Here is a 24,358-nt window from a genome sequence, read left to right on the forward strand (position 1 = left end):
ACCCGTCGTGCGAACGGCGTCACTCCCGGAGTGTGGTGAGGAACGCGATCCGGTCGCCGCGGTAGAGGGAACGCACTCGCTCGATCGGGATGCCGTCGGTGTCGAGCGAGACGCGGTGCAGGCGCAGCATCGGCATCGCGGTGGTCGAGTCGAGCAGGGCGGCCTCCCGCGGGGACGCCAGCACGGTCTCGATCCGCTCGGTCGCCGACGCGAACACCACGCCCGTCTCGCGGATCGCGGCGTACAGCGACGTGCCCGGATCGAAACTGCGCGCCATCTCCGCGAACCGGTCGGCGGGCAGGTGGGTGCTCTCGAGGCCGATCTTCTCGTCGTCGGCGAGCAGGACGCGTTCGAGGTGGATCACCGGCGCCCCGACCGCGAGGCCGAGCGCCTCGGCGAGGTCCGCGTCCGCCCCGAGTTCCTCGAACGCAACCAGTTCACGTCCGGGCACCCGGCCCTGACTGACCGCACCCTCGGTGTAGGACTTCAGCGACAGCGGCTGGACGAGCTTGGGGCTGGCGACGACGGTGCCGCGGCCGCGACGCTCGACGCGACCCTCGACCAGCAGTTCGTGGATCGCCTGCCGCACCGTCTCCCGGGACACCGTGCACCTCACGGCCAGTTCCCGCTCCGCCGGAACGGGATCCCCCACCTCGAGTTCGGCCAGGATCGCCTCGAGTTCGGTGCGGACCCGGTAGTACTTGGGGACGTTCGGCGTCTCCGTCATCGCGTGGCTATCACCGTCTGCCGCACTCGGCGCGCGACGGCGATCACGTCGTCGACGGTCGGAGTCTGAGTCCCGGGGACTTTCGCGGCGTCGTCGTAGCGCCGGAGCCGGACGGCGTCGGGCCAGTACGGGTGGCCGGTGAACGCGGCGTCCACGGCGGCGCCGCCCTGGACTTCCAGTGTCGTCACCGATTGCGCGGAGAGGGTTGCCGCATAACCGGATTCGGTGGCGACGAGATACCGCTTGGCGGCGACATGCGCCCCGGCGAGCCATCCGACCCGCGCCCCGAAGCGCGGGGTGAGCCAGTCGCGCGCCTCGCGGTCGTGCGCACAATCGGCCGGCAATCCGAGTGCGGGGCTGCGGGCGATGTCGTGCAGCGCGGCGGCGAGGACCAGCTCGTCGTCGGCGCCGTCGTCCATCGCCCGCCCCGCGGATTGGAGGGCGTGGTCGAGTTCGTCGATCGCCTCCCCGTCGTAGACGTCGCGCAGCGACCGCAGCGCCGCTGCAGTATCGATCAGCACGGACTCCCCGGACCCGATGCGGTCGTCGTTCATGCGGCAGAGCGTACCCGAAAAATGGTCTATACCAATTGTTCACCGGCTGTTCTCCTCACGGTGGCCCAATGGTCTAGACCAAACGGCAAGCTTCCTCGCACAGTCCCCCTCATCGTCAGGAGCACGCCATGCGTCTTCGCCCCCGGATCGCCGCGGCCGCCCTCGCCGCGACAGTCCTCACCCTCGGAACCGCGTGCGGCGGAACGGGCACCGCCGCCGACTCGGGCACCGACACCGTCACCGTGTACAGCGCCGACGGCCTGTCCGGCTGGTACCAGTCACGGTTCGACGCCTTCACCGCACAGACCGGGATCGCCGTGAACCTCGTGGAGGCCGGATCCGGCGAGGTCGTGTCGCGTCTCGAGAAGGAACAGTCCAACCCCCAAGCCGACGTCGTCGTGACGCTGCCGCCGTTCATCCAGAAGGCCGACTCCCAGGGACTGCTCGTGCCGAGCGGTGTCGACACGTCCGCCGTTCCTGCGGAGGAGAAGGACGCAGCCGGTCACTACATTCCCGTCGTCGAGAACTACCTGTCGTTCATCGCCAACCCCGCTGCGTCGCCCGCTCCCCGGACCTGGGACGACCTGCTGTCCGACCAGTTCAAGGGCAAACTCCAGTACTCCACGCCCGGACAGGCCGGCGACGGCACCGCGGTCCTGCTGCTCCTCCAGCATCTGATGGGCAAGGACGGCGCACTCGACTATCTCGCGCAGTTGCAGACCAACAACGTCGGGCCGTCGTCGTCGACCGGCAAGTTGCAGCCGAAGGTCAGCAACGGCGAGCTGCTCGTGGCCAACGGCGACGTCCAGATGAATCTCACCTCGATCGCCGAGGACGGCTCGAAATTCGACCTCTTCTTCCCCGCCGCCGCCGACGGCACCCGCACCACCGTCGCCCTGCCCTACGTGATGGGCCTCGCGAAGGGCGCACCGCGCAGCGAGCAGGGCACGAAACTGATGGAGTTCCTGCTGTCCGAGGAATCCCAGAAGACGATCGCCGACGAGGCACTGGGCGTGTCGGTCCGCGAGGACGTGCGCGCCGCGGCAGGCGAGAACGCACCGGCGCGCGCACTGCAGGGCGTCCAGGTGTGGTCGCCGAACTGGAACGACGTTCTCACCGAACTCGATTCGGACGTCGCCGCATACCAGAAGGTCACCGGGAGCTGATCGTGTCGGGAATTCGATCCAGCCGGGCACACCCGTCACACACCCCTGCGGTCCGCGGGGCAACCGACCACTCCGCACCGGCCATCACCTTCGACCGCGTCACCGTCGGCTACGGCCGCGGCAAGGGACTCACCCACGCCCTGATCGACTTCAACCTGCGCGTCGCCCGCGGCGAGACGGTGGCCCTGCTCGGCCCGAGCGGCTCCGGAAAGTCGACCGCACTCAAGGCGCTCGCCGGATTCGTCCGTCCCGCTTCGGGTTCCGTACGCCTCGGAACCCGTGACGTCACCGACCTACCGCCCGCCAAACGGGGAATCGGCGTCGTCGTGCAGTCGTACGCGCTGTTCCCGCACATGCGGGTCGCCGACAACGTCGCGTTCGGGCTCCGCTCCCACCGGGTGCCACGCGCCGAGATCGGTGCACGGGTGGCAGAGGCCCTCGACATGGTCGGCATGGCCGCGTTCGGCAAGCGTCTGCCGCGCGAGCTGTCCGGCGGACAGCAGCAGCGCATCGCGATCGCACGGGCGCTGGCGATCCGGCCTGCGGTCCTGCTGCTCGACGAACCGCTCGCCGCACTCGACGCTCAGCTGCGGCAGAGCATGCTCGGTGAGCTCGCGGGATTGCGTGCGGCCCTGCCGGACACCGCCATGCTCTACGTCACGCACGATCAGAGCGAGGCGCTGGCGCTGGCCGACCGGATCGCCGTCATGCGGGACTCCCGGCTCGCCGACGTCGACACCGCCGAGAACCTCTGGAAGCGGCCGCCGAGCAGTTTCACCGCGCAGTTCCTCGGCGGAGCCAACCTGTTGCCGTGCACCGTCACCCGGGTGATCGGAACGTCGGCACTCGTGTCGGTCGGCGGAATTCCCGTCACCGCCACCGCCCCGCAACCCGACATCGGGCGCGTCGAGTGGGAATCGGACCTGCGCGCGTTCCTCTGCGTCCGGCCGCACGAGGTGACCGTGACGGCACCCGGATCTCGGGGTTCGTTCTCGGCGCGGATCGTCTCCAGCGTGTGGCGCGGGTCGACCACGCGGATCACGCTCGCCGTCGACACCGTCGACACCGTCGACACCGTCGACACCGGCGCCACCGTCGACGACGTCGCCGGAGTGCAGGTGGACGTCGCCGTGTCCGGTCACGACCGGCGCGCACCCGGCACCGTCGTCGGCGTGCAGTTCCCGTCCGACGGCTGCGTCCTGGTGCCCGCGACATGACCGCTACCCTCGACCGTCCACCCGCCGCGACCGCGCCACCCCGGCCCGAACCGTTCGGCTGGCGGAGCATCGCGTGGACGCTTCCGCCGCTGCTGCTCGTCCTCGGGTTCGCCGTCTACCCGATGGCGCGGGTCCTCACCGAATCACTCCACTCCGACACCGGCTCGGGTCTGGACACGTGGTCCGGTGTGCTCGGTTCCGAACTGTTCCGCACAGCGCTGTGGCGAACGGTGCAGATCGCCGCCCTGTCCACCCTCGGCTGCCTGATCCTCGGCACCTTCCTCGCACTCGTCCTGGCGTTCGTGCCGTTCACGGGATCGAAGGTGATGGGACGGCTGATCGACGCGGTGCTGTCGCTTCCGTCGTTCCTGATCACCCTGGCGTTCACGTTCCTCTACGGCACGGCCGGGGCGGTCAATGCGCTCGTCTCGGGGATCACGGGCGACGACACCGGACCGCTGAACTTCCTCAGCACCCCGCTCGGGGTGATCGCTGCCGAGATCACGTTCTTCACCCCGTTCGTCGTCCGGCCGCTTCTCGCCGCGTTCACCCAGATCCCCCGTGAGCAACTCGACGTCGCCGCCGGCCTCGGGGCGTCGCCGCTGCGGGTGCTGCGGACCGTGGTGATGCCCGAGGCGTGGCCCGCGCTGCTGGCCGGCGGTTCACTGGTGCTGCTGCTCACCCTCAACGAGTTCGGCATCGTCCTGTTCACGGGCGCCAAGGAGGTGGTGACGCTGCCCGTCCTGATCTACACGCGCGGCATCGTCACGTTCGACCTGCCGGGCGCGGCCGTGATCGCCACCGTCCAGTTGGCGCTGTCGCTGAGCCTGTACTGCACGTACCGATTCGTGTTCGCGAGACTGACGGGAGGCAGCCGTGCTGCTGTGGACGAGAAGATCTAGGGCGCTGGTCCTGGGCGGGTTCGCCCTCGTGGTGACCGTCGTGTTCGCGGCACCGATCGCCACCGTGGTCGCGGCCGGGCTGGCCGGTTCCTGGACCGGCCCGCTGCCCGCGGACCTCGGGGGCCGGAACTTCGAGGCAGCGCTGTCCGACGAGAATCTCGCCAGTCTCACCGTCAGCCTGCAGACGGCGTTCATCGCGGGCGCACTGGCGCTCGTGATCGGGACGTGGGCGGCACTGGCTGCGCGGGAGGCGCCGGCGTGGTTGCGGCGCCTCACCGATGCGGTGTTCCACCTGCCGATCGCCGTCCCGTCGGTGGCCGTCGGACTGGGTCTGCTGATCACCTTCAACGAGCGCCCGATCCTGCTCGGCGGAACCACATGGATCGTGATCCTGGCGCACACCGTTCTCGTGCTCGCCTTCGCGTTCAGCGCCGTCTCCGCGGCGCTGGACCGACTCGATCCCGCCTACCGTCAGGCCGCCGAATCCCTCGGCGCCGGTCCCACCCGCGTCCTGCTGCGGATCACACTGCCGCTCCTGCTCCCCGCGCTCGGCGCCGCCGCGGGCCTGGCGATCGCACTGTCGATGGGCGAACTGGGCGCCACCGTGATGGTGTACCCGGCGACCTGGAAGACGTTGCCGGTGAGCATCTTCGGGCTCACCGACCGCGGGCAGGTGTTCCTCGCCGCGGCCGACACCACGCTACTGCTGGCGGTCACGCTCCTGGCCCTGCTGGTCGTCGGCCGCCTCCGCAGGCGCTGACGCGCCCGTGCGTGGTCGACGGGTCTCTGGACTCGTCAACCACGCACGGGCGGCGTAGCCGCCTACTTCTTGCGGAGCAGGTAGCGCTGCACCTTGCCGCTGGGGGTCTTCGGCAGGTTGGGGACGAAGTGCACGGTGCGCGGGTAGGCGTGCGCCGCGAACTTCTTCTTCACCAGCGTCTGCAGCTCGACCTCCAGTTCGTCGGTCCCGTCGACGCCGTCGCGCAGGACCACGAACGCCTCGAGCACCTCACCCCGCAACTCGTCGGGCATCCCGACGACCGCAGCCTCGACCACCTCGTCGTGCATGACGAGCACACTCTCGACGTCGAAGGGCCCGATCCGGTAGCCGGCCATGATGATCACGTCGTCGTCGCGGGCGGAGAAGAAGTAGAAGCCGTCCTCGTCGGTCTGCCCGGCGTCGCCGGTGAGGTACCAGCGACCGTCGGCGGTGAACCGCTGCGCGGTCTTCTCCGGGGCGTCGACGTAGCCGGTGAACCACATCAGTGGGCTGTTGTGTGTGTCGATCGCGACCCGCCCCGGCGTGCGCGGCGACGCGATCGCGTCGGAGTCGTCCTCGAGGACGGCGCACGCCCACCCCGGCAGCGGTTTACCCATGGACCCGTCACGCACCTCTTCCCGCAGTCCGTCGGCCCAGGAGTTGGCGATGAACATCCCGTGCTCGGTCTGGCCGTAGTGGTCGCGGACGAACACATTCAGGTTGGCCTCGGCCCACGAGATCACGTCGGGAGTGAGCGGTTCACCCGCCGACGACGCGCGGCGCAGCTTCACCGTCTCGGGGATCGGCGTGGGGTCGGCCCGCAGGCTGCGGTAGACCGTGGGCGCGGCGGCGAAGTTGGTGACGCCGAAACGCTCCATCACCTGCCACGTCAGCGGCGCGGAGAACCCGGCGTGCAGAAGGATGCTGCGGGTGCCCGCGGCGAGGGGACCGAGCAGGGCGTAGTAGAGGCCGTACGCCCAGCCGGGGTCCGCAGCGTTCCAGAACACGTCGTCCTTGCGGACGTCGAGGCCGAACTCCTGGTAGGCGTGGAAGGAAGCGAGGGCCCGCAGCCGCACCGGCACACCCTTCGGGGTTCCGGTCGTGCCGCTGGTGAACAACTGGACGAGGGGCCCGTCGCCGCCCACCGTGACCGCCGCACCCGTCGCGTCCGCGGCGTCGTGCGCGTCCACGAGCGTCGCGAACTCGAGAGCATCGGTGCCGGTTCCACCCACGACGACGACCTGCCAGGACGCATCCGCGGGGATGTCCTCCCCGGGGGTCAGCTTGTCGAGTTGGTTGGCGTCGGAGACGACGACCTTCGCACCGCTCGCACCCAGCCGGAACGCGATCGCGGGCGGTGCGAACGCAGTGAACAGTGGGACGTGGACGGCGCCCCGCCGCCAGATGCCGAGCAGCGCGACGACGAGTTCGGCGGACTTGCCCATCAGCGTCGCGACGTGATCGCCCGGCTCGACGCCGAGGTCCGCGAGCGCGGCCGCGAACCGCGTCGACTGTTCGCGAAGGTATCCGAAGGTCAGGTCTGTCGACGACAGGTCCGATTCGACGACGGTGAACGCCACGTCGTCTGCGGGGTGACGATCACACAGCAGTTCCGCGGCGGACGCAGTCGGTGTGTCGTACTGGTCGAGCAGCTCACGAACGCGTGCGGTGGGATCGGTGGTCATGCGGTACTCCTTGTGTTCTCATGGCCCGGTACAGATGGTCGGGCCGTCGCCCGAACTCTCTACGGTTATGATCTAGCTCACAGACCGCCGTGACTACCCCCGGAAAGGGGTGACCGACTTGGTTGCTCGTGCACCCTCGCTGCTGCGCCCCCGGGACGGGGACGCACTCCGTGGTGAGCTGCGCTCCATCGCAGCTCACGGCGTCGCGCCGGTCCTCTTCGGCGGCGAGGTCCAGGACGACACCCTGCACCTCAGCGAGTTCGTCGGCACCCGCACCAACAACCTCAAGGGCCTGGCCATCCCCCCGCGTTCCGGACTGGGCGGTCGGGTCGTCGCCCAGCGCACACCCGTGTCGGTCCACGACTACGGCAACTCCTCGACCATCACCCACCACTACGACCGGCCCGTCCTCAGCGAGGGACTGCGGTCCATCCTCGCGGTGCCCGTCATGGTGCGGGGGAGTTCGCGCGCCGTCCTGTACGCCGCCATCCGCGACTGCGCGCCGATCGGCGACCGCACCGCCGACATCGTCGTCGCGGCGTCGCGGCGGCTGGGCACCGAGATCGCCATCCGCGACGAGGTCGATCGCCGCCTCGAGATGATGACGACGCTCGACGTGAACGCCGCGGGTGGTGCCACTTCCGAGGAACTCCGCGACATCCACGCGGAATTGCGCAGCGTCGCGCAGACCGTCACCGATTCGTCGTTGCAGGCCCGCCTCCGCGGGCTGTCGCAGCGACTGGCGGGGATTCTGCGGCCCGGCACCGACGACGGCGCCGACGACGACCCCGGCATCCATCTCGCTCCGCGCGAGATCGACGTACTGTCCCACGTTGCGCTGGGATGCACCAACAGCGAAGCGGCACAGCGCCTCTCGGTGGGCCCGGAGACGGTGAAGAGCTACCTGCGCAGTGCCATGAGCAAGCTCGACGCCCGGTCGCGGCACGAGGCGGTGGTCACCGCGCGCAGGCTCGGGCTGCTCCCCTAGCGACACGTGTCCACTCGAACGAGGGACGCAGGCGGTAGCGAAAGGCGGTGGGTCATGGGATCGACAGCGGACGCCACGAGTTCGAACGCGCCCGATTCGAATTCGCCCGAACAGCCGAGCCTCAAACGGGTGATGGGCCCGGGGTTGCTGCTGCTGTTCATCGTCGGCGACATCCTGGGCACCGGGATCTACGCGCTCACCGGCAAGGTCGCCAACCAGGTCGGGGGCGCGGTATGGCTGCCGTTCCTGGTGGCGTTCGTCGTCGCGATCATCACCGCATTCAGTTATCTGGAACTCGTCACCAAGTTCCCGAAGGCTGCCGGCGCCGCGCTGTACACGCACAAGGCGTTCGGGGTGCACTTCCTCACGTACATGGTCGCGTTCGCGGTGATGTGCTCGGGAATCACGTCCGCGTCGACGGCGTCGCGGGCGTTCGCCGCCAATTTCGTCGAAGCGTTCCACCTCGACTTCTCCACCGGAATCGGCATCACCCTGCTCGGTCTCGGCTTCATGACCCTGGTGGGGCTCGTCAACTTCCGCGGGGTCAGCGAGAGCGTCAAGACCAACGTCGTACTCACCTGCGTCGAGCTGTCCGGTCTCTTGATCATCATCATGATCGGGCTGTGGGCCCTCGGCGTCGGCGACGGCGATTTCTCCCGGGTGGCCACGTTCGACACCGGCGACCGATCCGCACTCGGCGCGGTCGTCGCGGGAACCGCCCTTGCGTTCTTCGCGATGGTCGGCTTCGAGGACTCGGTCAACATGGCCGAGGAATGCAAGGAACCGAGCCGCATCTTCCCCAAGGTCCTGCTGACCGGCCTGATCGTCACCGGCTGCATCTACGTGTTCGTGTCGATCACCGCGATCGCCCTCGTGCCGGTGGCCGAACTCGGCGAGGGTGACACTCCGCTGCTCAAGGTCGTTCAGGCCGGGGCGCCCGCGTTCCCGATCGGGATCTTCGCGTTCATCACCATGTTCGCCGTCGCCAACACGGCGCTGATCAACATGCTGATGGCGAGCCGGTTGCTGTACGGCATGAGCCGCGAGGGCGTCCTGCCTCCCCCTCTCGGCAAGGTTCACGCCACGCGGCGCACGCCGTATGTCGCCATCGTCTTCACCACGATCCTCGCCTTCGGCCTGATCACGTTCGTCGGTGAGGTCCCCGAACTCGGCGGCACCACCGCGCTGCTGCTGCTGGGCGTGTTCACCATCGTCAACATCACCGTGCTCGTCCTGCGCAAGCAGCCGGTGGAGCACAAGCATTTCCGGGTGCCGACCATCCTGCCGATCATCGGCGCCCTCACGTGTGGCTTCCTCGTCACTCCTATCGCCGACCGCCCGGCGGTGCAATACCAGATCGCGGGCATCCTCCTCGGAATCGGTGTGGTGCTGTGGGCCGGGACCGTCCTCGTGAACAAGAGGCTCGGCAAGGGCGGTCCCGAAATAGACCCCGAGAAACTCGCCGAGCACGAGTAACCCGGTTGCGGTTCAGCAGAGCGAGAGGAACAGTTCGGCGGATCCGTCCGGATGGTGCACCTCGAGGTCCTCGGCGAAACCTCGTTCGATCCGACCGCGCGCCGCGGCGTAGTCGGCGACGCTCCAGGTCTCGGCGAGCCCTTCCGGTTCGGATTCGTCCTCGCACACGAATCGCGCGAAGTAGCCGGAGTTCACCCGCACCAGGACGTCACCGGGCTCCATCTTGTCGGTCGAATCGCACGGGTACCCGACGACCACCGTGAACGTGCGCGGAGGCGGGGACGCCGCGTACACGACGAAGATTTCGGAGATCCCCCGATCCCTGATCCGCTCCACCGTGTAGTCGACGAGTTCCCGGCCCGGTCCGGGACGACCTGGCTTTCCCTCCGGAATGGTCAGGCCCACAAACGATTCGGTCTGCCTCTTGACGATCTCGATCATTTCTTCTCACCTTGTGCGCTCGACGGACCGTGGGACTCGTCCACGAGAATCGGAATGTACAGATCCACGGCGTAGGCGTGGGGATACGCTTCGAGGTCGCCGGTATACGCCCGCTCGATGTCGCCGTTCGACTCCGCCTCGCTGACCTGCGCCCACAGCCGCAACATCACGTCGGGAAACATTCCCCTGGCGGAGAACTTGGCGTACGTGCCGGGCGGTATCCGCGAAACGACATGCCCCCGAGTCGCATCGTCCACGGTCGCGCACTCGTACCCGACGATCTGGGTGTAGTAGGACTCGACGTCGGGCGCGAAATCGATGTAGGTGGACGCGAGCGGTCCCCCGACTTCGTGGTGGAGGACCCTCGTCCACGCCCGGTCCAGGCGCGGGTCGCTCAGTTTGCCCAGCGCCCGCTGAGGACTTCGTACCGGCAGACCGGCCACCAGGGTCTCGCCGCGCTCCATGATCTCGAAGGCCATGTCAGATCGCCGCCTCGAGAAGATGTGCGTCGCGAACGCCGACGCAGGGCACCCCTCGAGCCCGCGCCAGCTGCATGGCCATCGCATCCGATGGCGTGCAGAGTCCGTCCAGAACGTCCTCGGTCGCGATCGCGCAGACAACGTCGCCCTCATATTCGCTGATCGATTCCATACCGCGGTCGGAAGCCCACTGCCGCAACACAGCCCACTGCGTCAGCTCGGTACCGGTGCCCGGGCTCCCGACGAACAACACCCGCCGGGTGCCGTTCCTGGTCTCCACGCAGTTCACGTCTGCACTGATCGTCATGGTCTGACTTCCTGTCCACGTTGGCTTTTCGATCCCGCCTGTGCGGGTTCTTCCGTCTGCAACCAACTATGGACCGCCCCGGCGGCAGCGTCTGTCCACCGATCGGCTCCTGAACAGGATGAATTCCCCGTCCCCCGATCGGTGGACAGCGGCGGTGTCAGTACCCCTCGGGCAGCGCGGCGAACATGTCGCGGGTGACGGCGACGGCGTTGTCGGAACTTCCGCCGCGCACCACCAGCGTCGCGAACGCGAGGTCGCCGCGGTAGCCGACGAACCAGGCGTGCGAGCCGCCCTCGACCTCGGCCTCACCCGTCTTGCCGTACACCTCGCCCTGATCCTCGATCCGCTCGGCGGTTCCACTGGTCACCACGAGCCGCATCATGCCGCGCAGCCCGTCGACCATCTCCGGGCTGATCTGCGGATGATCCCCGTCGATCATGGTTTCCCGCCCGGCGATCAGCCGGGGCACGGGCGTCGAACCATGGGCGATGGTCGCGGCAGCCAACGCCATCCCGAAGGGGCTGACCACCACCTTGCCCTGCCCGAACCCGTCCTCCGTCCGCTGCACAAGGTCGTCGGCGGGCGGCACGGAACCCGAGTCCGTGGGCAGGCCCACCACTTCGTAGTCGGGGCCGATTCCGTACTGCGACGCCGCGACGGTCAGCGCGTCGGGCCGCATCTCGCTGGCGAGTTTCGCGAACGACGTGTTGCACGAGCGGGCGAATGCCGTGGCCATCGGCACCGTGCCGAGCGCGAATTCGTTGTAGTTCGGGACGCTGCGCTCGCCGATCTCGATGCGCCCGGGGCACGGCACCATCGTGTCGGGGGTGGCGATACCCGAGGAGATCGCCGCGCCGGCGGTGATGATCTTGAACGTCGAACCGGGCGGGTACAGGCCGGTGAGTGCCACCGGACCGTCCCGGTCCGCGGCCGTGTTCTGCGCGACGGCGAGGACGTCGCCGGTCGACGGCTGGATGACGACCATCATGGTCTGATCGGTTCGGGCGTTGACGGCGTTCTGCGCCGCGATCTGAATGGGACGGTCGAGGCTGATCGAGAACGACGGGGAGGTCTGCGGCGCGGTCTCGGTGAGCACGTCGGTGTCGACACCGTTCTGGTTGACGGTGACGACGCTCCACCCGGCCTTGCCGTCGACCTCGTCGATCACGGTCTTCTTCACCTGGCCCACGAGATCGGGGGCGAAGGTCCGGTCGGTGGCCACGAGATCCGCCTCGTCGGACACGCTCACACCGGGAATGGCGGCGAGCACGCCGGCGACCTGTTCGTAGTCGTCCGACCGCAGCCGGGTCACCAGATAATCGCCCTTGACCGCCGTCGCGGACTCCGCGATCGACTGCGCCGTGAGGGTGGTGTCGAACGCGGTGAGCGCCGACGCGAGGGATTGGGCGCTGCCGATCACGTTGCCCGATTGCGCCGCATCGAACTTCACGCGGTAGACCACTCCCGGCACGAGGACGTCGGAGCCGGAATGCTCGTTGACCCGTGCCCGGGGCGCGGCGGTGGAACGCAGCGACATCGTCTGCCGGTCGCCCAGCCGCGGATGGACGTTGGTGGAACTCCACCGCACGGCCCAGTCGCCGCCGCGGCGCCCCATCTGAAGTTCGCCCGAATACGTCCACACCCGATTCTTCGGCAGATGCCATTCGTAGGTGTACCCGACCGTGGCCGTGTCACCGCTGACATGAACGTCGGTCGTCCGGGCGTCGAGCGACTCGGCCTGAAGCGACGACCATGCCGACTCGAGGGTCTGGCGGGCGACGTCGGGACGATCCGACAGATCGGCGGCCTGCCCCGAATCCTGTTCGGCGAAGGCCGTGAGGAACGCCTGCGCGGCCGGTTCCGGACCGTCCGGTCTCGGCGTGCACGCCGCGAGACCCACCGTCAGCACAGCGGCGCCGCAGAGGGCGATCGACTGGACGACGCGTAAGCGAGGATATGGCCGCAGGTTCATCGCCGCCCATGTTATGTCGGCGAACACCGCCGACCCGGTAGGCGACCAGCGAGTCAGTCCAGGAGAATTGTGGCGAACGTCGCGACCTGACTGAAGCCGATGCGCGCATACGCGCTGCGGGCAACGGTGTTGAAGCTGTTGACGTAGAGACTGGCGATGCGACCCTCCGCGATGACGGCCTCCGCGACCGTCGCGGTACCGGCGGCCCCGAAACCGTGCCCACGGTACATCGGGTGCACCCAGACTCCCTGGATCTGGCCGACCCGGGACGACACCGATCCGACCTCGGCCTTGAACACCACCTGACCGTCGTCGAATCTCGCCCACGCCCGGCCGGCGGCGATCAGGTTGGCGACGCGGCGGCGGTAGCCTCGCCCACCGTCGTTGGCGCGGGGGTCGATGCCGACCTCTTCGATGAACATCGCGACCGCGGCGGGCAGGTACTGCTCGAGTTCGTGCATCCGCACCTGACGGACCAGCGGATCCGGGCGGCACTGCGGGGTGCTCGCCAGCGCCAGCAGTGGCTGGTCCGGCCGGACCTCCCGGGCCGGCCCCCAGTCCATCTCGAGCATCTCCCACAGCGGCAGCGTCAACTCGGCTCGGCCGACCAGCGACGAGCACATTCTCGGCGTGCGACAGGCCCGGTCGGCGAATGCCCGCATGTCGTCGATGCTGCCGCGGAGCGGCACGAAATTCGCACCCGAGAAACACAACGATTCGATCGGCCCGCCCCGACTCCACAACTCTCCGTGGATCATCCGGGGATCGACGCCGCCCTCTTCCACGCGAGCGGCAACCATGCAGGCGGCGACAGGATCGGCGTCGAGAACGCGGAGCACGTGTGCTGCGTCCCGACTGCTCAACTGTTTTGCACCGAGGAGCTTGAGCATCTACCCAACCTTGTCAGCTAGTGGACCTGCCCACCAGATTGCCACGAACTCGCCGGAAACGGGAGACGTTTCGTTGCCCGCTGCCTGCGCCGGGTCAGCTGACCGTCACGACGGGCGATCCGGACGTCGAATCGCCCTCCATCTCCTCGGCGATCCGCATCGCTTCCTCGATCAGGGTCTCCACGATCTGCGCCTCCGGCACCGTCTTGATGACCTTGCCCTTGACGAAGATCTGGCCCTTGCCGTTGCCGGACGCGACCCCCAGGTCGGCCTCGCGGGCCTCACCGGGACCGTTGACGACGCAGCCCATGACGGCCACACGCAGCGGGATCTCCATGCCCTCGAGTCCGGCGGTGACCTCGTCGGCGAGCGTATACACGTCGACCTGGGCGCGCCCGCACGACGGGCAGGACACGATCTCGAGCTTGCGGGGACGCAGGTTCAGCGACTGCAGGATCTGCGTGCCGACCTTGATCTCCTCGGCGGGCGGCGCGGACAGCGACACACGGATGGTGTCGCCGATGCCGTCGGCGAGCAGGGCGCCGAACGCCACCGCCGACTTGATCGTGCCCTGGAACGCGGGACCGGCCTCGGTCACCCCGAGGTGCAGCGGGTAGTTGCACTGGGCGGCGAGCTGCCGGTAGGCCTCGACCATGATCACCGGATCGTTGTGCTTCACCGAGATCTTGATGTCGCCGAACCCGTGTTCCTCGAACAGGCCCGCCTCCCACAGTGCCGACTCGACGAGCGCCTCCGGCGTCGCCTTGCCGTACTTCTGCATCAGGCGCGGGTCGAGGGAACCGGCGTTGACACCGATGCGGATCGGGATGCCGGCGTCACCTGCCGCCTTCGCGACCTCCTTGACGCGTCCGTCGAACTCCTTGATGTTGCCGGGGTTCACGCGGACGGCCGCGCAGCCCGCGTCGATGGCGGCGAAAATGTACCGGGGCTGGAAGTGGATGTCGGCGATGACCGGGATCTGGCTCTTCTTCGCGATGGTCGCGAGGGCGTCGGCGTCCTCCTGCCGGGGGCAGGCGACGCGGACGATGTCGCAGCCGGACGCCGTGAGTTCGGCGATCTGCTGCAGGGTGGCGTTGACGTCGTGGGTCTTGGTGGTGCACATCGACTGCACGGATACCGGGAAGTCGCTGCCGACACCGACCGTTCCGACCTGGAGCTGGCGGGTCTTGCGGCGGGGTGCGAGAACGGCGGCCGGGCCTTCGGGCATTCCCAATCCGACAGGGCTGGTCACGTGGGTGCCTTCTTTCGTAGCTTCAAGTCCGAGTTTAGCGATCACTGGAAGAGCTTGATCGGGTTGACGATGTCGGCGGTGAGGGTGAGGAGCATGTATGCGCCGCCTATGACGATCACCACATAGGTGACGGGCAGCAGCTTCATGTAGTCGACCGGTCCGCCGCCGGGAAGGCCGCGCCTGCTGCGGAACCAGTCCCGGACGCGCTCGTAGACGGTGACCGCCATGTGCCCGCCGTCGAGCGGCAGCAGCGGCAGCAGGTTGAACATCCCGAGGAAGAAGTTCAGGCTCGCGAGCAGCAGCACGAACGCTTCCCAGATGCCCTGTTCGGCGATCTGCCCGCCGATGACGCTCGCGCCGTACACGGAGATCGGGGTTTCCGGATCGCGTTCGCCGCCGGTCACCGCATGCCACAGGTCGACGGCCTTGCTCGGCATCTGCACCAGCCGCTCGGCGGTCATCACGAACATGTCGCCGGTGAACTCGAACGAGGCGGGCACCGCCGACAGGGCCGAGTGCTCGACGACGCTCGGTGTCGCGCCGATGCCGATCGCGCCGACCGTCGCCTCGTGGGGTTCGGTCTCCCCCTCCTCCTGGACCCAGCGCTGCACCTGCTGGACCGGGACGACGATCGTCTGCTCGTCACCGTCCCGCTCGATCGTGAAGTCGACCGGACCGGACAGCGAGCGGGTGGCGGCGGCCACGTCGGCGAACGTGGCGGTGTCCTTGCCGTCGACCGCGGTGATGACGTCGCCGGTGCGGATTCCGGCCTGCTCGGCGGGCCCGGGACCGGTGCACGCGGACAGCGCGTAGTCGGGGCCGGGGCCCTGGCTCGGCGCCGCGCACCCGACCGACCCGACGACCGCGTCGGTGGACCGGTTCAGGTCGGGCAGCCCCCACCCCACGGCGAGGACGTAGACCAGGACCAGTCCGAGGACGAAGTTCATGCCGATGCCGCCGGACATCACCGCGAGGCGCTTCCACGTCGGCTTCTTGTACATCGCCCGGTCTTCTTCGTCCGGTTCGAGCTCGTCCAGCGCCGTCATGCCGGCGATGTCACAGAAGCCGCCGAGGGGCAGCGCCTTGAGCCCGTACTCGGTCTCACCCCGGCGGAACGAGAAGATCTTGGGTCCGAAACCGATGAAGTACCGGCGGACCTTCATGCCGGTAGCCTGCGCCACCCACATGTGACCCGCTTCGTGAAGCGCGATCGACAATGCGATCCCGAGGGCGAAGAGAACAACGCCCACTGCGAACACCATGCAGTTCTAGCCTTCCTGCTTCACGAGCTGACGTGCTCGCTCACGTGCCCAGCCGTCGGCGGCCAGTACGTCTTCCACGGTAGCCGGTGGCGCCGTCCACTCGTCCGCCTCGGACAGCACGGAGGCGACGGTGCGGACGATGCGGGGGAACCGGATGATCCCGTCCAAGAATGCCTGAGCCGCGACCTCGTTGGCAGCGTTGTAGACGGCAGTGAGGCATCCGCCACCCTTCCCCGCCTCTCGGGCAAGGTCCACGGCGGGGAAGACCTTCGTGTCGAGCGGCTCGAACTCCCAGGTGGACGCCGTGCTGAAGTCGCAGGCCGGGGCGGCGCCCGCGACGCGACGCGGCCAGCCGAGCGCGAGGGCGATCGGAAGTTTCATGTCGGGCGGGCTTGCCTGCGCCAGCGTCGACCCGTCGGTGAACGTCACCATCGAATGCACGATGGACTGCGGGTGGACGGTGACGTCGATCCGTTCGTAGTCGACGCCGAACAGCAGATGCGTCTCGATCAGCTCGAGCCCCTTGTTGACGAGCGTCGCGGAGTTCAGCGTGTTCATCGGCCCCATCGACCACGTGGGGTGGGCGCCGGCCTGCTCGGGTGTCACCGATTCGAGCCGATCGGTCGTCCAGCCGCGGAAGGGGCCACCCGAGGCGGTGAGAACCAGCCGGTCCACCTCGTCCGCGCTGCCGCCGCGCAGGCACTGGGCCAGCGCGGAGTGCTCGGAGTCGACCGGCACGATCTGCCCCGGAGCCGCGGCGGCGGTCACGAGCGGCCCGCCGGCGACGAGCGACTCCTTGTTGGCGAGAGCGAGCCGCGCACCGGACTCGAGCGCGGCCAGCGTGGGCTCGAGTCCCAGTGAACCGACGAGCGCATTGAGCACGACGTCCGCTTCGGTGGTGCGGACGAGCTCGGTGACGGCGTCGGGCCCGCTCAACACCCCCGGCAGATCCAGCGACGCCGCGGCCCGCAGATCCGCGACCGCGACGGACGACACCCCCGTCTCACGAATCTGCTTCGCCAGCAGTTCGACGTTTCCGCCGCCCGCCGCGAGCCCCACCACCGTGAACTTGTCCGGGTTGGCGGCCACCACCTCCAACGCCTGGGTACCGATCGAACCTGTGCTGCCGAGCAGCAGGACGCGAGTGGGCCTGTTTTCATCCACCCACCCATTGTTCCTGATGGACAGCGGACTGCCCGCCACGGATGGCCCCGCTACATACGACGGGCAGTCGTATGTCACGATATATCGAGTAGCGCAACCGAATCTGCAGGAGGATCGATCGTGGCCGGTACCCAGTTGGAGCCCTCGTCCAGCGACCCCATCGTGGCCGCACACATCGACACCGCGGAGGTCCCGTCGGCAGCATGGGGCTGGAGCGGTGAGGCTCCGAAGACGTTCCGCTTCTTCGGATGGTTCTTCGCCGTGTTCCTGCTGCTCATGATCATCGGCAACCACACCGGCGAGGTCGAGGACCTGTGGCTGATCGGTTGCGCGGCCCTGATGGTCCTGATCCTCGTGCGCGACATCGTCCTGCGGCGCAAGCCCCGGTAACACCGAACCGCGAACAAACCCCTCGTCCCGATCACTCGGGGACGAGGGGTTTCGTCGTTTCGGCGGCTGCGCGGCAGCTCAGTTCTCGGCGGCGAGCTGCCCGCAGGCAGCCGCGATCTCCTGGCCACGGGTGTCCCGCACGGTGCAGGACACACCCTGCGCCAGCACGCGCCGGACGAATTCTTTCTCCACCGGCTTCGGGCTCGCATCCCACTCGCTGCCCGGGGTGGGGTTCAGCGGGATCAGATTGACGTGCACGAGCGGCCCGAGCGCCTTGCGGAGTTTCTTGCCCAGCAGATCGGCGCGCCACGGCTGATCGTTCACGTCCCGGATCAGCGCGTACTCGATCGAGACCCGACGTCCGGACTTGTCCGCGTAGTAGCGCGCGGCGTCGAGGACCTCCGCCACCGACCAGCGACTGTTGACGGGGACCAGTGTGTCGCGGAGTTCGTCGTCCGGGGTGTGCAGCGACACGGCCAGCGTGACGCTGAAGTCCTCGTCGGCGAGCTTGCGGATCGCGGGCGCCAGACCCACCGTCGACACCGTCACGGAGCGTTGCGACAACCCGAGTCCGTCCGGGGCGGGCGAGGTGATGCGACGCACAGCGGCAACCACCCGCTTGTAGTTGGCGAGCGGCTCGCCCATGCCCATGAACACCACGTTCGACAACCGGCCCGGACCGCCGTGGACGTCACCGTCGCGCAGAGCGGCCGCAGCGGCACGCACCTGGTCGACGATCTCGGCGGTCGACAGGTTGCGCTGCAGCCCACCCTGACCGGTCGCGCAGAACGGGCACGCCATTCCGCACCCCGCCTGACTGGAGATGCACAGTGTGGCGCGGTCCGGGTAGCGCATCAGGACGCTTTCGAGCAGCGTTCCGTCGTTCGCCTTCCACAGCGTCTTGCGGGTGTCTCCGTTGTCGCACGCCAGATGCTTGACGGGGGTGAGCAGCGTCGGGAAGAGGGCGGACCCCACCTGCTCGCGCACGGCGGCGGGAAGATCGGTCATCTTCTCCGGGTCCGCCTCGAGCCGCGCGTAGTACTGCCGGGCCAGCTGGTCGGCCCGGAACCCGGGCAGACCCAGCTCCTTGACGGCCTCCCGCCGCTCGGCGGAGTCGAGGTCCGCGAGATGCCGAGGGGGCATCCCACGCCGGGGCGCGGTGAAAACGAGGGGAAGCGAGACAGCCATAGTTTCTCCATTGTCCCATTGATTCGGGGGTCGTTGTCGTGCGGATGCCTGATCGACGTTGTTTCGCCGCCCGATGCGCCTGCGGAACCCGTCCAGGTGGGTGAAGATCAAGTCATGGCCACAACACCGGACGACCCGTCGAACTTCCCTCCGGACGTTCCGGCCGGCCGTGGTCCCGGCACCGGACCGGTGCCCACCGACCCGCCGCACCCCGACACCTCGCCCGCGGGAACCGAACATCCCGACGTCGCACGCCGCAAGGGCATCAAGCACACGCGGGTGGGTGCCACGTGGACCGGTCTGGTGATCGGAATCGTCGTTCTCGTACTGCTTCTCGTGTTCATCCTGCAGAACCTCGACAGCGTGACCCTCGAACTGTTCGGCTGGGATTTCACCCTTCCACTGGGTGTCACACTGTTGTTCGCGGCCATCGCCGGCGCGGTGATCATGGGCCTGGCGGGCGGTGTCCGCATCATCCAGATCCGGCGGGCGGCGAACCGTCAGCGGCGTCTGAACAGTAATTTCTAACTGAACAATAGTTACGCAAGTGGATAGAGCCGACCCCGAGCGAGCAGAATCGATGTCGTGGATATCACCGGAACGGCACGACTGTGAAGGCCTACATGGAGACGACTGTGGCACCGCGCATCGCGGCTGAGCAAGCACGATCCTGGCTGCTGGTTCCCGCCGGCAAGCCCGAGGGGTTCGAGGCGGCACATGCAAGCGCCGCCGATGCGGTGATCCTCGATCTCGAGGACGCCGTCACTCCCGACCGCAAACCCCGGGCCCGCGCCGACGTCGTCGCCTGGCTCGGCGAGAACCGCCGCGCGTGGGTGCGGATCAACGACGCCACCACCCCCTACTGGGCGGACGATCTGGCAGCCCTGAACGGTGCCCCCGGTCTCGAAGGCGTCATGCTCGCCAAGACCGAGAGCGGGATGCAGGTCGACGCCACCGCCGAGCGGCTCCCGGAGGGCACCAAGGTGCTCGCCCTCGTCGAATCCGCGATGGGGCTCGAGGCCGCACCCGAGATCGCCCGGACCGAGGCCACATTCCGGCTCGCGTTCGGCAGCGGCGACTTCCGCCGCGACACCGGAATGGACGATTCGCCGCTGGCGATGGCCTATCCCCGTTCTCGGCTGACGATCGCCAGCCGAGCCGCCCGGATCGCGCCGCCGATCGACGGCCCCACCCTCGGCACCGACGTCGACGCCCTGGTCCGCGCGTCGGCGCTCACCCTGTCGATGGGGATGAGCGGCAAGCTGTGCATGACGATCGCGCAGACCGCACCGGTCAACGACGCTCTCAGCCCGTCCCCGGCCGAGGCCGAATGGGCGCGGGACGTGATCGCGGATCTCGGTGAGGACGGCTCCCGGGTGCGGGACGGCAGCGACCTCCCCAAGCTCGCGAAGGCCAAGAAGATCAACGCCCTCGCGAAGCTCTTCCACATCGCGCCGCGGCGGTAGCCTGCGTCAGACTATCTCGAGACCGGCGGGCTTTCGGCGGACGTGAACGCGGTAGCGCACGTCGAGAGCCACGCCGGGTGTCTGGGCGAATGCCTTCGATGCCGTCTTCTTGCTGAACTCGATGCCGAGGACTCCGCGCAGCGACTCCCGGTCCGGGAATCGCCATCGCGTCTCCACGCGCACCAGGTCGAACCCCTGCGCCGCGAAGAAGGCCTCGACGGCCGGCGGGTGGTACTGCGGCAGGTCGGCGCGCATCCACTCGCCGTACGGGTGGGCCGTCGCGTCGAGATCGACCACGACGAGCGCGCCGCCGGGGCGCAGCACACGCATGGCCTCGCGTATGCCGCGGCCGCAGCCGGGCCCGAAGAAGTAGGCCGTCCGCGCATGCACGACGTCCACGCTCGCATCGCCCAGGGGTATGCCCTCCGCCGAACCTTCGACCACACGGACGTTCGGCAGGTCCCCCACCCGGGTGCGGGCACGTTCCACCAGCGGCGGATGCGGCTCGACTCCGTAGACCGTGGCCGCGGACTCGGCGAAGACCGGGAGATGGAACCCCGAACCGCAGCCCACGTCGGCGACGGTGCCGCCCGTCCAGTTCACGGCCGCGCGCAGGTGCCGGAATATCGCCCCGTCGACGTCCTGGGCACGATTCTCGATCTCGTACAGCTCCGGCCAGTGCCAGATGTTCGGGCTGGGAATGGTCACGGCCGGGCGATCACACGAGGACCGTGAGCACCAGCCACGTCACGAACGCCGACGGCAGCAGGGAGTCCAGACGGTCCATGATCCCGCCGTGGCCGGGAAGCAGCGTCCCCATGTCCTTGATGCGAAGCTCCCGCTTGACCTGGGATTCGATGAGATCGCCGAGCGTGGCGGTCACCACGAGGACGACGCCGAGGAGCACCCCGATCATCGAGTTCTCGTCGAGGATCAGGGTGACGGTGAGCAGGCTGCCGATGACGCAGAACAGAAGCGAACCGAAGAACCCTTCCCACGACTTCTTGGGGCTGATCGCCGGGACCATCGGATGCTTGCCGAACAGCACACCCGCCGCGTAGCCGCCCACATCGGAGCAGACCACACCGATCATCAGGCACAACACCCGTCCGGCGCCGTCGTCCTGCAACACCATCAGGACGGCGAACGACGCCAGCAGGGGGATCCAGGAGGCCACGAACACGGTGATCGCGGTGTCGCGGAGGAAGTTCTGCGGCGTCGCCTTCAGCCCGTGGTCGAACAGACGCCAGACCATACAGACCAGCACCGTTCCCGCGAAGGCGCTGAGCACCCCGACCGGGCCGAACGGCCACCCGAGCCACAGGATCGCCTGACCCCCGGCGAGCAGCGGGATCCTGGGGGCGCTGATGCCGGCCTCGCGGAGCCGCTTCGTGACCTCCCACGTGGCCACGGCCATCGCAACCGCCACCACCCCGATCCACACCAGGGGCACGTAGACGAGGATCAGGATCAGTGCGACGCCGAGACCGACGCCCACACCGATCGCCGCGGGGAGGTTTCGCCCGGCCTTCGACTTCGCGGCCGGTGCCGCCTCCGGCGCGGGCTTTCCCTCGGAGACCGGTCCCGAGGGGTCGCCCTCGGATATGGGTCCCCCTGGGGTCCCGTGTTCTGCTGGCACGGTCACTGTCCCCGATCCACTCCTCGTCTCGTGACTAAACTTCCAGTAACTCGGCTTCCTTGTGCTTCACCAGCTCGTCGACCTGCGCGACGTACCGGGCGGTCGTCTTGTCGAGTTCCTTCTCGGCGCGCCCCACCTCGTCCTCGCCGGCCTCGCCGTCCTTCTGGATCCGGGACAGCTCGTCCATCGCCTTGCGGCGCACGTTGCGCACCGACACCTTCGCGTCCTCGCCCTTGGACTTGGCCTGCTTGACCAGTTCGCGGCGGCGTTCCTCGGTGAGCTGCGGCACGGAGATGCGGATCAGGTTTCCGTCGTTGGACGGGTTCACGCCCAGGTCGGAGTTCCGGATCGCCGTCTCGATGGCGCCGAGCTGCGAGGGCTCGTAGGGCTTGACCACGACGAGACGCGCTTCCGGCACGTTGATGCTGGCGAGCTGGGTGATCGGGGTGAAGGCGCCGTAGTAGTCGATGCCGATGCGGTTGAACATGCCGGGATTCGCGCGGCCCGTGCGGATCGAGCCGAGATCGTCCTTGGCCACCGTGACAGCCTTCTCCATCTTCTCCTCGGCTTCGAAGAGAGCTTCATCAATCACGGCTGTTCCTCCATGTCGTTCTGCATCGATTCGTCACTGCCTCTGTTTCGAGCAAACCCTGTGTCGAGCCTGTCATGACTTGACGAGTGTTCCGATCTTCTCACCGGACACCGCCCGCGCGATATTCCCCTCGGTCAGCAGATTGAACACCATGATCGGCATCTCGTTGTCCATACACAGGCTGAACGCGGTCGCGTCGGCCACCTTCAGCCCCTGTTCGATGACCTCACGGTGAGTGATCTGCGTGTACATCGTGGCGTCGGGGTCGAGGTTCGGGTCGGCCGTGAACACGCCGTCGACGGCCTTGGCCATCAGCACGACCTCGGCGCCGATCTCGAGAGCGCGCTGCGCGGCAGTGGTATCGGTCGAGAAGTAGGGCATGCCCATGCCGGCGCCGAAGATCACGACGCGGCCCTTCTCGAGGTGACGCTGAGCGCGCAGCGGAATGTAGGGCTCCGCCACCTGTCCCATGGTGATCGCCGTCTGCACGCGGCTGTCGATGCCCTCTTTCTCCAGGAAGTCCTGCAGAGCAAGGCAATTCATCACGGTGCCGAGCATGCCCATGTAGTCGGAACGCGCGCGGTCCAAGCCTCGCTGCTGCAGTTCCGCACCACGGAAGAAGTTGCCGCCGCCGATGACGACCGCCACCTGCACCCCGGATCGCACGACTCCGGCGATCTGTTCCGCGACCTTGGTCACCACGTCGGGGTCGAGGCCGACCTTGCCACCACCGAACATTTCTCCGCCGAGTTTGAGAAGGACTCGATGGAATCCCGTACGTTCGTTGGCTGGTTCGGACATTGCTCTCCTCAGTTCCACAGCACTCGTCGATTTCGACAGCGGCCGAGCGCACCCACGCGCTTACTCGACCCATTCAGACGGCCATCTTCATCCTGCCTCATCAGGACGGTGGCGGTATACGTAGGCCCCGCCGGGCGAGCGCACTCGTCCGACGGGGCCATACGACTCACACGACTAGCTCGAAGCACCGACCTCGAAGCGAACGAAGCGCTTGATGGTGACGCCGGCCTCGTCGAGGATCGCCTTGACGGACTTCTTGGAGTCCTGCACCGAGGACTGCTCGGTCAGCACGACGTCCTTGAAGTAGCCGTTGACGCGGCCTTCGATGATCTTCGGCAGGGCCTGCTCCGGCTTGCCCTCGGCGCGAGCGGTCTCCTCGGCGATGTGACGCTCGCTGGCGACGATGTCCTCGGGGACCTCGTCACGCGTGACGTACTTGGCCTTGAGCGCCGCGACCTGCATGGCGGCACCGCGAGCGGCCTCCGCAGCAGCGTCACCCTCGCCGGTGTACTCGACGAGGACGCCGACGGCGGGGGGCAGGTCGGCGCTGCGCTTGTGCAGGTAGACCGCGACCGGTCCGTCGAACGAGGCGATCTTGCTCAGGACGAGCTTCTCGCCGATCTTCGCGGACTGCTCCTGGATGACGGTGTCGATCGTCTTGCCGTCGAGCTCGAGCGCCTTGAGCGCGTCGACGTCGGCGGGCTTCGCTGCCGCGGCGACCGTGACGATCGACTCGGCGAGCTTCAGGAAGTCCTCGTTCTTCGCGACGAAGTCCGTCTCGCAGTCGAGTTCGAGCAGAACGCCGTCCTTGGAGACGACCAGGCCCTCGGCCGTGGTGCGCTCGGCACGCTTGCCCACGTCCTTGGCGCCCTTGATGCGCAGCTGCTCCACAGCCTTGTCGAAGTCGCCCTCGGCTTCAGCGAGAGCATTCTTGCAGGCCATCATTCCGGAGCCGGTGAGCTCGCGGAGCCGCTTGACGTCAGCGGCGGTGTAGTTCGCCATGGTGAGCGAGCCTCCTCATATGTCTGTCGGGACGTAAG

Annotated in this window: 26 protein-coding genes; 9 read left to right on the forward strand and 17 right to left on the reverse strand. The window is 68.1% G+C overall.

Going from position 1 to position 24,358, the window contains the following annotated elements; translation table 11 throughout:
* Positions 1–19: 19 nt before the first annotated feature.
* On the reverse strand, positions 20–727 hold the full coding sequence (locus tag RJ1_RS26520; protein ID WP_073365485.1) for a GntR family transcriptional regulator: 708 nt from the start codon (positions 725–727) through the stop codon (positions 20–22).
* Complete coding sequence (locus RJ1_RS26525; RefSeq protein WP_073365487.1) at positions 724–1,281, reverse strand: HD domain-containing protein; 558 nt, start codon at positions 1,279–1,281, stop codon at positions 724–726. Before RJ1_RS26525 ends, RJ1_RS26520 begins: the two co-directional genes overlap by 4 nt.
* Positions 1,282–1,409: 128 nt before the next feature.
* Here RJ1_RS26525 and RJ1_RS26530 point away from each other — a divergent pair, with 128 nt between their 5' ends.
* The 4 genes from RJ1_RS26530 to RJ1_RS26545 are packed head-to-tail and all read left to right on the forward strand — an operon-like array spanning position 1,410 to position 5,326.
* On the forward strand, positions 1,410–2,447 hold the full coding sequence (locus RJ1_RS26530; protein ID WP_073365489.1) for a 2-aminoethylphosphonate ABC transporter substrate-binding protein: 1,038 nt from the start codon (positions 1,410–1,412) through the stop codon (positions 2,445–2,447).
* Positions 2,447–3,664 (forward strand): ABC transporter ATP-binding protein, encoded by a 1,218-nt coding sequence (locus RJ1_RS26535; RefSeq protein ID WP_378379523.1) that lies wholly within the window; start codon positions 2,447–2,449, stop codon positions 3,662–3,664. The genes RJ1_RS26530 and RJ1_RS26535 overlap by 1 nt, the downstream gene beginning before the upstream one ends.
* On the forward strand, positions 3,661–4,566 hold the full coding sequence (locus RJ1_RS26540) for a 2-aminoethylphosphonate ABC transporter permease subunit (protein ID WP_073365493.1): 906 nt from the start codon (positions 3,661–3,663) through the stop codon (positions 4,564–4,566). The genes RJ1_RS26535 and RJ1_RS26540 overlap by 4 nt, the downstream gene beginning before the upstream one ends.
* Positions 4,541–5,326, forward strand: a complete 786-nt coding sequence (locus RJ1_RS26545; RefSeq protein WP_073365495.1) for an ABC transporter permease — start codon at positions 4,541–4,543, stop codon at positions 5,324–5,326. Before RJ1_RS26540 ends, RJ1_RS26545 begins: the two co-directional genes overlap by 26 nt.
* Positions 5,327–5,388: 62 nt before the next feature.
* Here RJ1_RS26545 and RJ1_RS26550 read toward each other — a convergent pair whose 3' ends face one another.
* Positions 5,389–7,011, reverse strand: a complete 1,623-nt coding sequence (locus tag RJ1_RS26550; protein WP_073365497.1) for an AMP-binding protein — start codon at positions 7,009–7,011, stop codon at positions 5,389–5,391.
* 109 nt (positions 7,012–7,120) lie between these two features.
* On the opposite strand from RJ1_RS26550, the gene RJ1_RS26555 reads away from it, so the two are divergent.
* Both RJ1_RS26555 and RJ1_RS26560 read left to right on the forward strand, forming a co-directional pair.
* Positions 7,121–7,999, forward strand: a complete 879-nt coding sequence (locus RJ1_RS26555) for a helix-turn-helix transcriptional regulator (protein WP_073365499.1) — start codon at positions 7,121–7,123, stop codon at positions 7,997–7,999.
* Positions 8,000–8,053: 54 nt separating this feature from the next.
* On the forward strand, positions 8,054–9,475 hold the full coding sequence (locus tag RJ1_RS26560; protein WP_073365501.1) for an APC family permease: 1,422 nt from the start codon (positions 8,054–8,056) through the stop codon (positions 9,473–9,475).
* A 12-nt stretch (positions 9,476–9,487) separates the two neighbouring features.
* Here the strand turns inward: RJ1_RS26560 and RJ1_RS26565 are convergent, their stop codons facing one another.
* The 8 genes from RJ1_RS26565 to dxr all read right to left on the reverse strand — a co-directional run bounded on the left by RJ1_RS26565 (position 9,488) and on the right by dxr (position 17,242).
* Positions 9,488–9,916 carry a hypothetical protein gene (locus tag RJ1_RS26565; RefSeq protein ID WP_073365503.1) on the reverse strand — a complete coding sequence of 143 codons (429 nt, stop codon included), beginning with the start codon at positions 9,914–9,916 and terminating at the stop codon, positions 9,488–9,490.
* On the reverse strand, positions 9,913–10,395 hold the full coding sequence (locus RJ1_RS26570; protein ID WP_073365504.1) for a GyrI-like domain-containing protein: 483 nt from the start codon (positions 10,393–10,395) through the stop codon (positions 9,913–9,915). The genes RJ1_RS26565 and RJ1_RS26570 overlap by 4 nt, the downstream gene beginning before the upstream one ends.
* 1 nt (position 10,396) lies before the next feature.
* Positions 10,397–10,702 carry a hypothetical protein gene (locus tag RJ1_RS26575; protein ID WP_073365506.1) on the reverse strand — a complete coding sequence of 102 codons (306 nt, stop codon included), beginning with the start codon at positions 10,700–10,702 and terminating at the stop codon, positions 10,397–10,399.
* Positions 10,703–10,859: 157 nt separating this feature from the next.
* The gene (locus tag RJ1_RS26580; RefSeq protein WP_073365508.1) at positions 10,860–12,674 is read right to left on the reverse strand and encodes a penicillin-binding transpeptidase domain-containing protein; all 1,815 of its coding nucleotides are present in this window, start codon (positions 12,672–12,674) and stop codon (positions 10,860–10,862) included.
* Positions 12,675–12,727: 53 nt separating this feature from the next.
* Complete coding sequence (locus tag RJ1_RS26585; protein ID WP_073365510.1) at positions 12,728–13,564, reverse strand: GNAT family N-acetyltransferase; 837 nt, start codon at positions 13,562–13,564, stop codon at positions 12,728–12,730.
* Positions 13,565–13,658: 94 nt separating this feature from the next.
* Positions 13,659–14,816 carry a flavodoxin-dependent (E)-4-hydroxy-3-methylbut-2-enyl-diphosphate synthase gene (gene ispG, locus RJ1_RS26590; protein ID WP_073365511.1) on the reverse strand — a complete coding sequence of 386 codons (1,158 nt, stop codon included), beginning with the start codon at positions 14,814–14,816 and terminating at the stop codon, positions 13,659–13,661.
* A 41-nt stretch (positions 14,817–14,857) separates the two neighbouring features.
* On the reverse strand, positions 14,858–16,078 hold the full coding sequence (locus tag RJ1_RS26595) for a M50 family metallopeptidase (RefSeq protein ID WP_073365512.1): 1,221 nt from the start codon (positions 16,076–16,078) through the stop codon (positions 14,858–14,860).
* 6 nt (positions 16,079–16,084) lie between these two features.
* Positions 16,085–17,242, reverse strand: a complete 1,158-nt coding sequence (dxr, locus tag RJ1_RS26600; protein ID WP_073365514.1) for a 1-deoxy-D-xylulose-5-phosphate reductoisomerase — start codon at positions 17,240–17,242, stop codon at positions 16,085–16,087.
* Positions 17,243–17,362: 120 nt separating this feature from the next.
* Between dxr and RJ1_RS26605 the strand changes: the two genes are divergently transcribed.
* Positions 17,363–17,632 carry a DUF2631 domain-containing protein gene (locus tag RJ1_RS26605; RefSeq protein ID WP_073365516.1) on the forward strand — a complete coding sequence of 90 codons (270 nt, stop codon included), beginning with the start codon at positions 17,363–17,365 and terminating at the stop codon, positions 17,630–17,632.
* Positions 17,633–17,710: 78 nt separating this feature from the next.
* Here the strand turns inward: RJ1_RS26605 and rlmN are convergent, their stop codons facing one another.
* On the reverse strand, positions 17,711–18,820 hold the full coding sequence (gene rlmN / locus RJ1_RS26610) for a dual-specificity RNA methyltransferase RlmN (RefSeq protein WP_143048860.1): 1,110 nt from the start codon (positions 18,818–18,820) through the stop codon (positions 17,711–17,713).
* Between the two features lie 114 nt (positions 18,821–18,934).
* On the opposite strand from rlmN, the gene RJ1_RS26615 reads away from it, so the two are divergent.
* A complete protein-coding gene (locus RJ1_RS26615; protein ID WP_073365517.1) occupies positions 18,935–19,348 on the forward strand; it encodes a LapA family protein in 414 nt (137 codons plus the stop codon).
* Positions 19,349–19,431: 83 nt separating this feature from the next.
* On the forward strand, positions 19,432–20,286 hold the full coding sequence (locus tag RJ1_RS26620; protein ID WP_143048861.1) for an HpcH/HpaI aldolase/citrate lyase family protein: 855 nt from the start codon (positions 19,432–19,434) through the stop codon (positions 20,284–20,286).
* Between the two features lie 6 nt (positions 20,287–20,292).
* Here RJ1_RS26620 and RJ1_RS26625 read toward each other — a convergent pair whose 3' ends face one another.
* From RJ1_RS26625 to tsf, 5 genes are all read right to left on the reverse strand, one after another.
* Entirely contained in the window at positions 20,293–20,994 is a 702-nt protein-coding gene (locus RJ1_RS26625; protein ID WP_073365519.1) for a class I SAM-dependent methyltransferase, read from the reverse strand.
* Positions 20,995–21,004: 10 nt separating this feature from the next.
* Positions 21,005–21,931 (reverse strand): phosphatidate cytidylyltransferase, encoded by a 927-nt coding sequence (locus RJ1_RS26630; RefSeq protein WP_083400437.1) that lies wholly within the window; start codon positions 21,929–21,931, stop codon positions 21,005–21,007.
* Positions 21,932–21,959: 28 nt separating this feature from the next.
* A complete protein-coding gene (frr, locus tag RJ1_RS26635; RefSeq protein ID WP_073365521.1) occupies positions 21,960–22,517 on the reverse strand; it encodes a ribosome recycling factor in 558 nt (185 codons plus the stop codon).
* Positions 22,518–22,589: 72 nt separating this feature from the next.
* On the reverse strand, positions 22,590–23,318 hold the full coding sequence (gene pyrH / locus RJ1_RS26640) for a UMP kinase (protein ID WP_073365523.1): 729 nt from the start codon (positions 23,316–23,318) through the stop codon (positions 22,590–22,592).
* 174 nt (positions 23,319–23,492) lie between these two features.
* Positions 23,493–24,320 (reverse strand): translation elongation factor Ts, encoded by an 828-nt coding sequence (tsf, locus tag RJ1_RS26645; RefSeq protein WP_073365525.1) that lies wholly within the window; start codon positions 24,318–24,320, stop codon positions 23,493–23,495.
* Positions 24,321–24,358 lie beyond the last annotated feature (38 nt).

The organism is Rhodococcus jostii NBRC 16295, from assembly GCF_001894825.1.
Lineage (GTDB): Bacteria > Actinomycetota > Actinomycetes > Mycobacteriales > Mycobacteriaceae > Rhodococcus_F > Rhodococcus_F jostii.

Bases quoted from the DNA above. Each gene is read 5' to 3' on its own strand.
- RJ1_RS26520 (WP_073365485.1), bottom strand. From the start codon at position 727: ATGACGGAGACGCCGAACGTCCCCAAGTACTACCGGGTCCGCACCGAA.
- RJ1_RS26525 (WP_073365487.1), bottom strand. From the start codon at position 1,281: ATGAACGACGACCGCATCGGGTCCGGGGAGTCCGTGCTGATCGATACT.
- RJ1_RS26530 (WP_073365489.1), top strand. From the start codon at position 1,410: ATGCGTCTTCGCCCCCGGATCGCCGCGGCCGCCCTCGCCGCGACAGTC.
- RJ1_RS26540 (WP_073365493.1), top strand. From the start codon at position 3,661: ATGACCGCTACCCTCGACCGTCCACCCGCCGCGACCGCGCCACCCCGG.
- RJ1_RS26550 (WP_073365497.1), bottom strand. From the start codon at position 7,011: ATGACCACCGATCCCACCGCACGCGTTCGTGAGCTGCTCGACCAGTAC.
- RJ1_RS26560 (WP_073365501.1), top strand. From the start codon at position 8,054: ATGGGATCGACAGCGGACGCCACGAGTTCGAACGCGCCCGATTCGAAT.
- RJ1_RS26565 (WP_073365503.1), bottom strand. From the start codon at position 9,916: ATGATCGAGATCGTCAAGAGGCAGACCGAATCGTTTGTGGGCCTGACC.
- RJ1_RS26570 (WP_073365504.1), bottom strand. From the start codon at position 10,395: ATGGCCTTCGAGATCATGGAGCGCGGCGAGACCCTGGTGGCCGGTCTG.
- RJ1_RS26575 (WP_073365506.1), bottom strand. From the start codon at position 10,702: ATGACGATCAGTGCAGACGTGAACTGCGTGGAGACCAGGAACGGCACC.
- RJ1_RS26580 (WP_073365508.1), bottom strand. From the start codon at position 12,674: ATGAACCTGCGGCCATATCCTCGCTTACGCGTCGTCCAGTCGATCGCC.
- RJ1_RS26585 (WP_073365510.1), bottom strand. From the start codon at position 13,564: ATGCTCAAGCTCCTCGGTGCAAAACAGTTGAGCAGTCGGGACGCAGCA.
- RJ1_RS26595 (WP_073365512.1), bottom strand. From the start codon at position 16,078: ATGGTGTTCGCAGTGGGCGTTGTTCTCTTCGCCCTCGGGATCGCATTG.
- rlmN (WP_143048860.1), bottom strand. From the start codon at position 18,820: ATGGCTGTCTCGCTTCCCCTCGTTTTCACCGCGCCCCGGCGTGGGATG.
- RJ1_RS26615 (WP_073365517.1), top strand. From the start codon at position 18,935: ATGGCCACAACACCGGACGACCCGTCGAACTTCCCTCCGGACGTTCCG.
- pyrH (WP_073365523.1), bottom strand. From the start codon at position 23,318: ATGTCCGAACCAGCCAACGAACGTACGGGATTCCATCGAGTCCTTCTC.
- tsf (WP_073365525.1), bottom strand. From the start codon at position 24,320: ATGGCGAACTACACCGCCGCTGACGTCAAGCGGCTCCGCGAGCTCACC.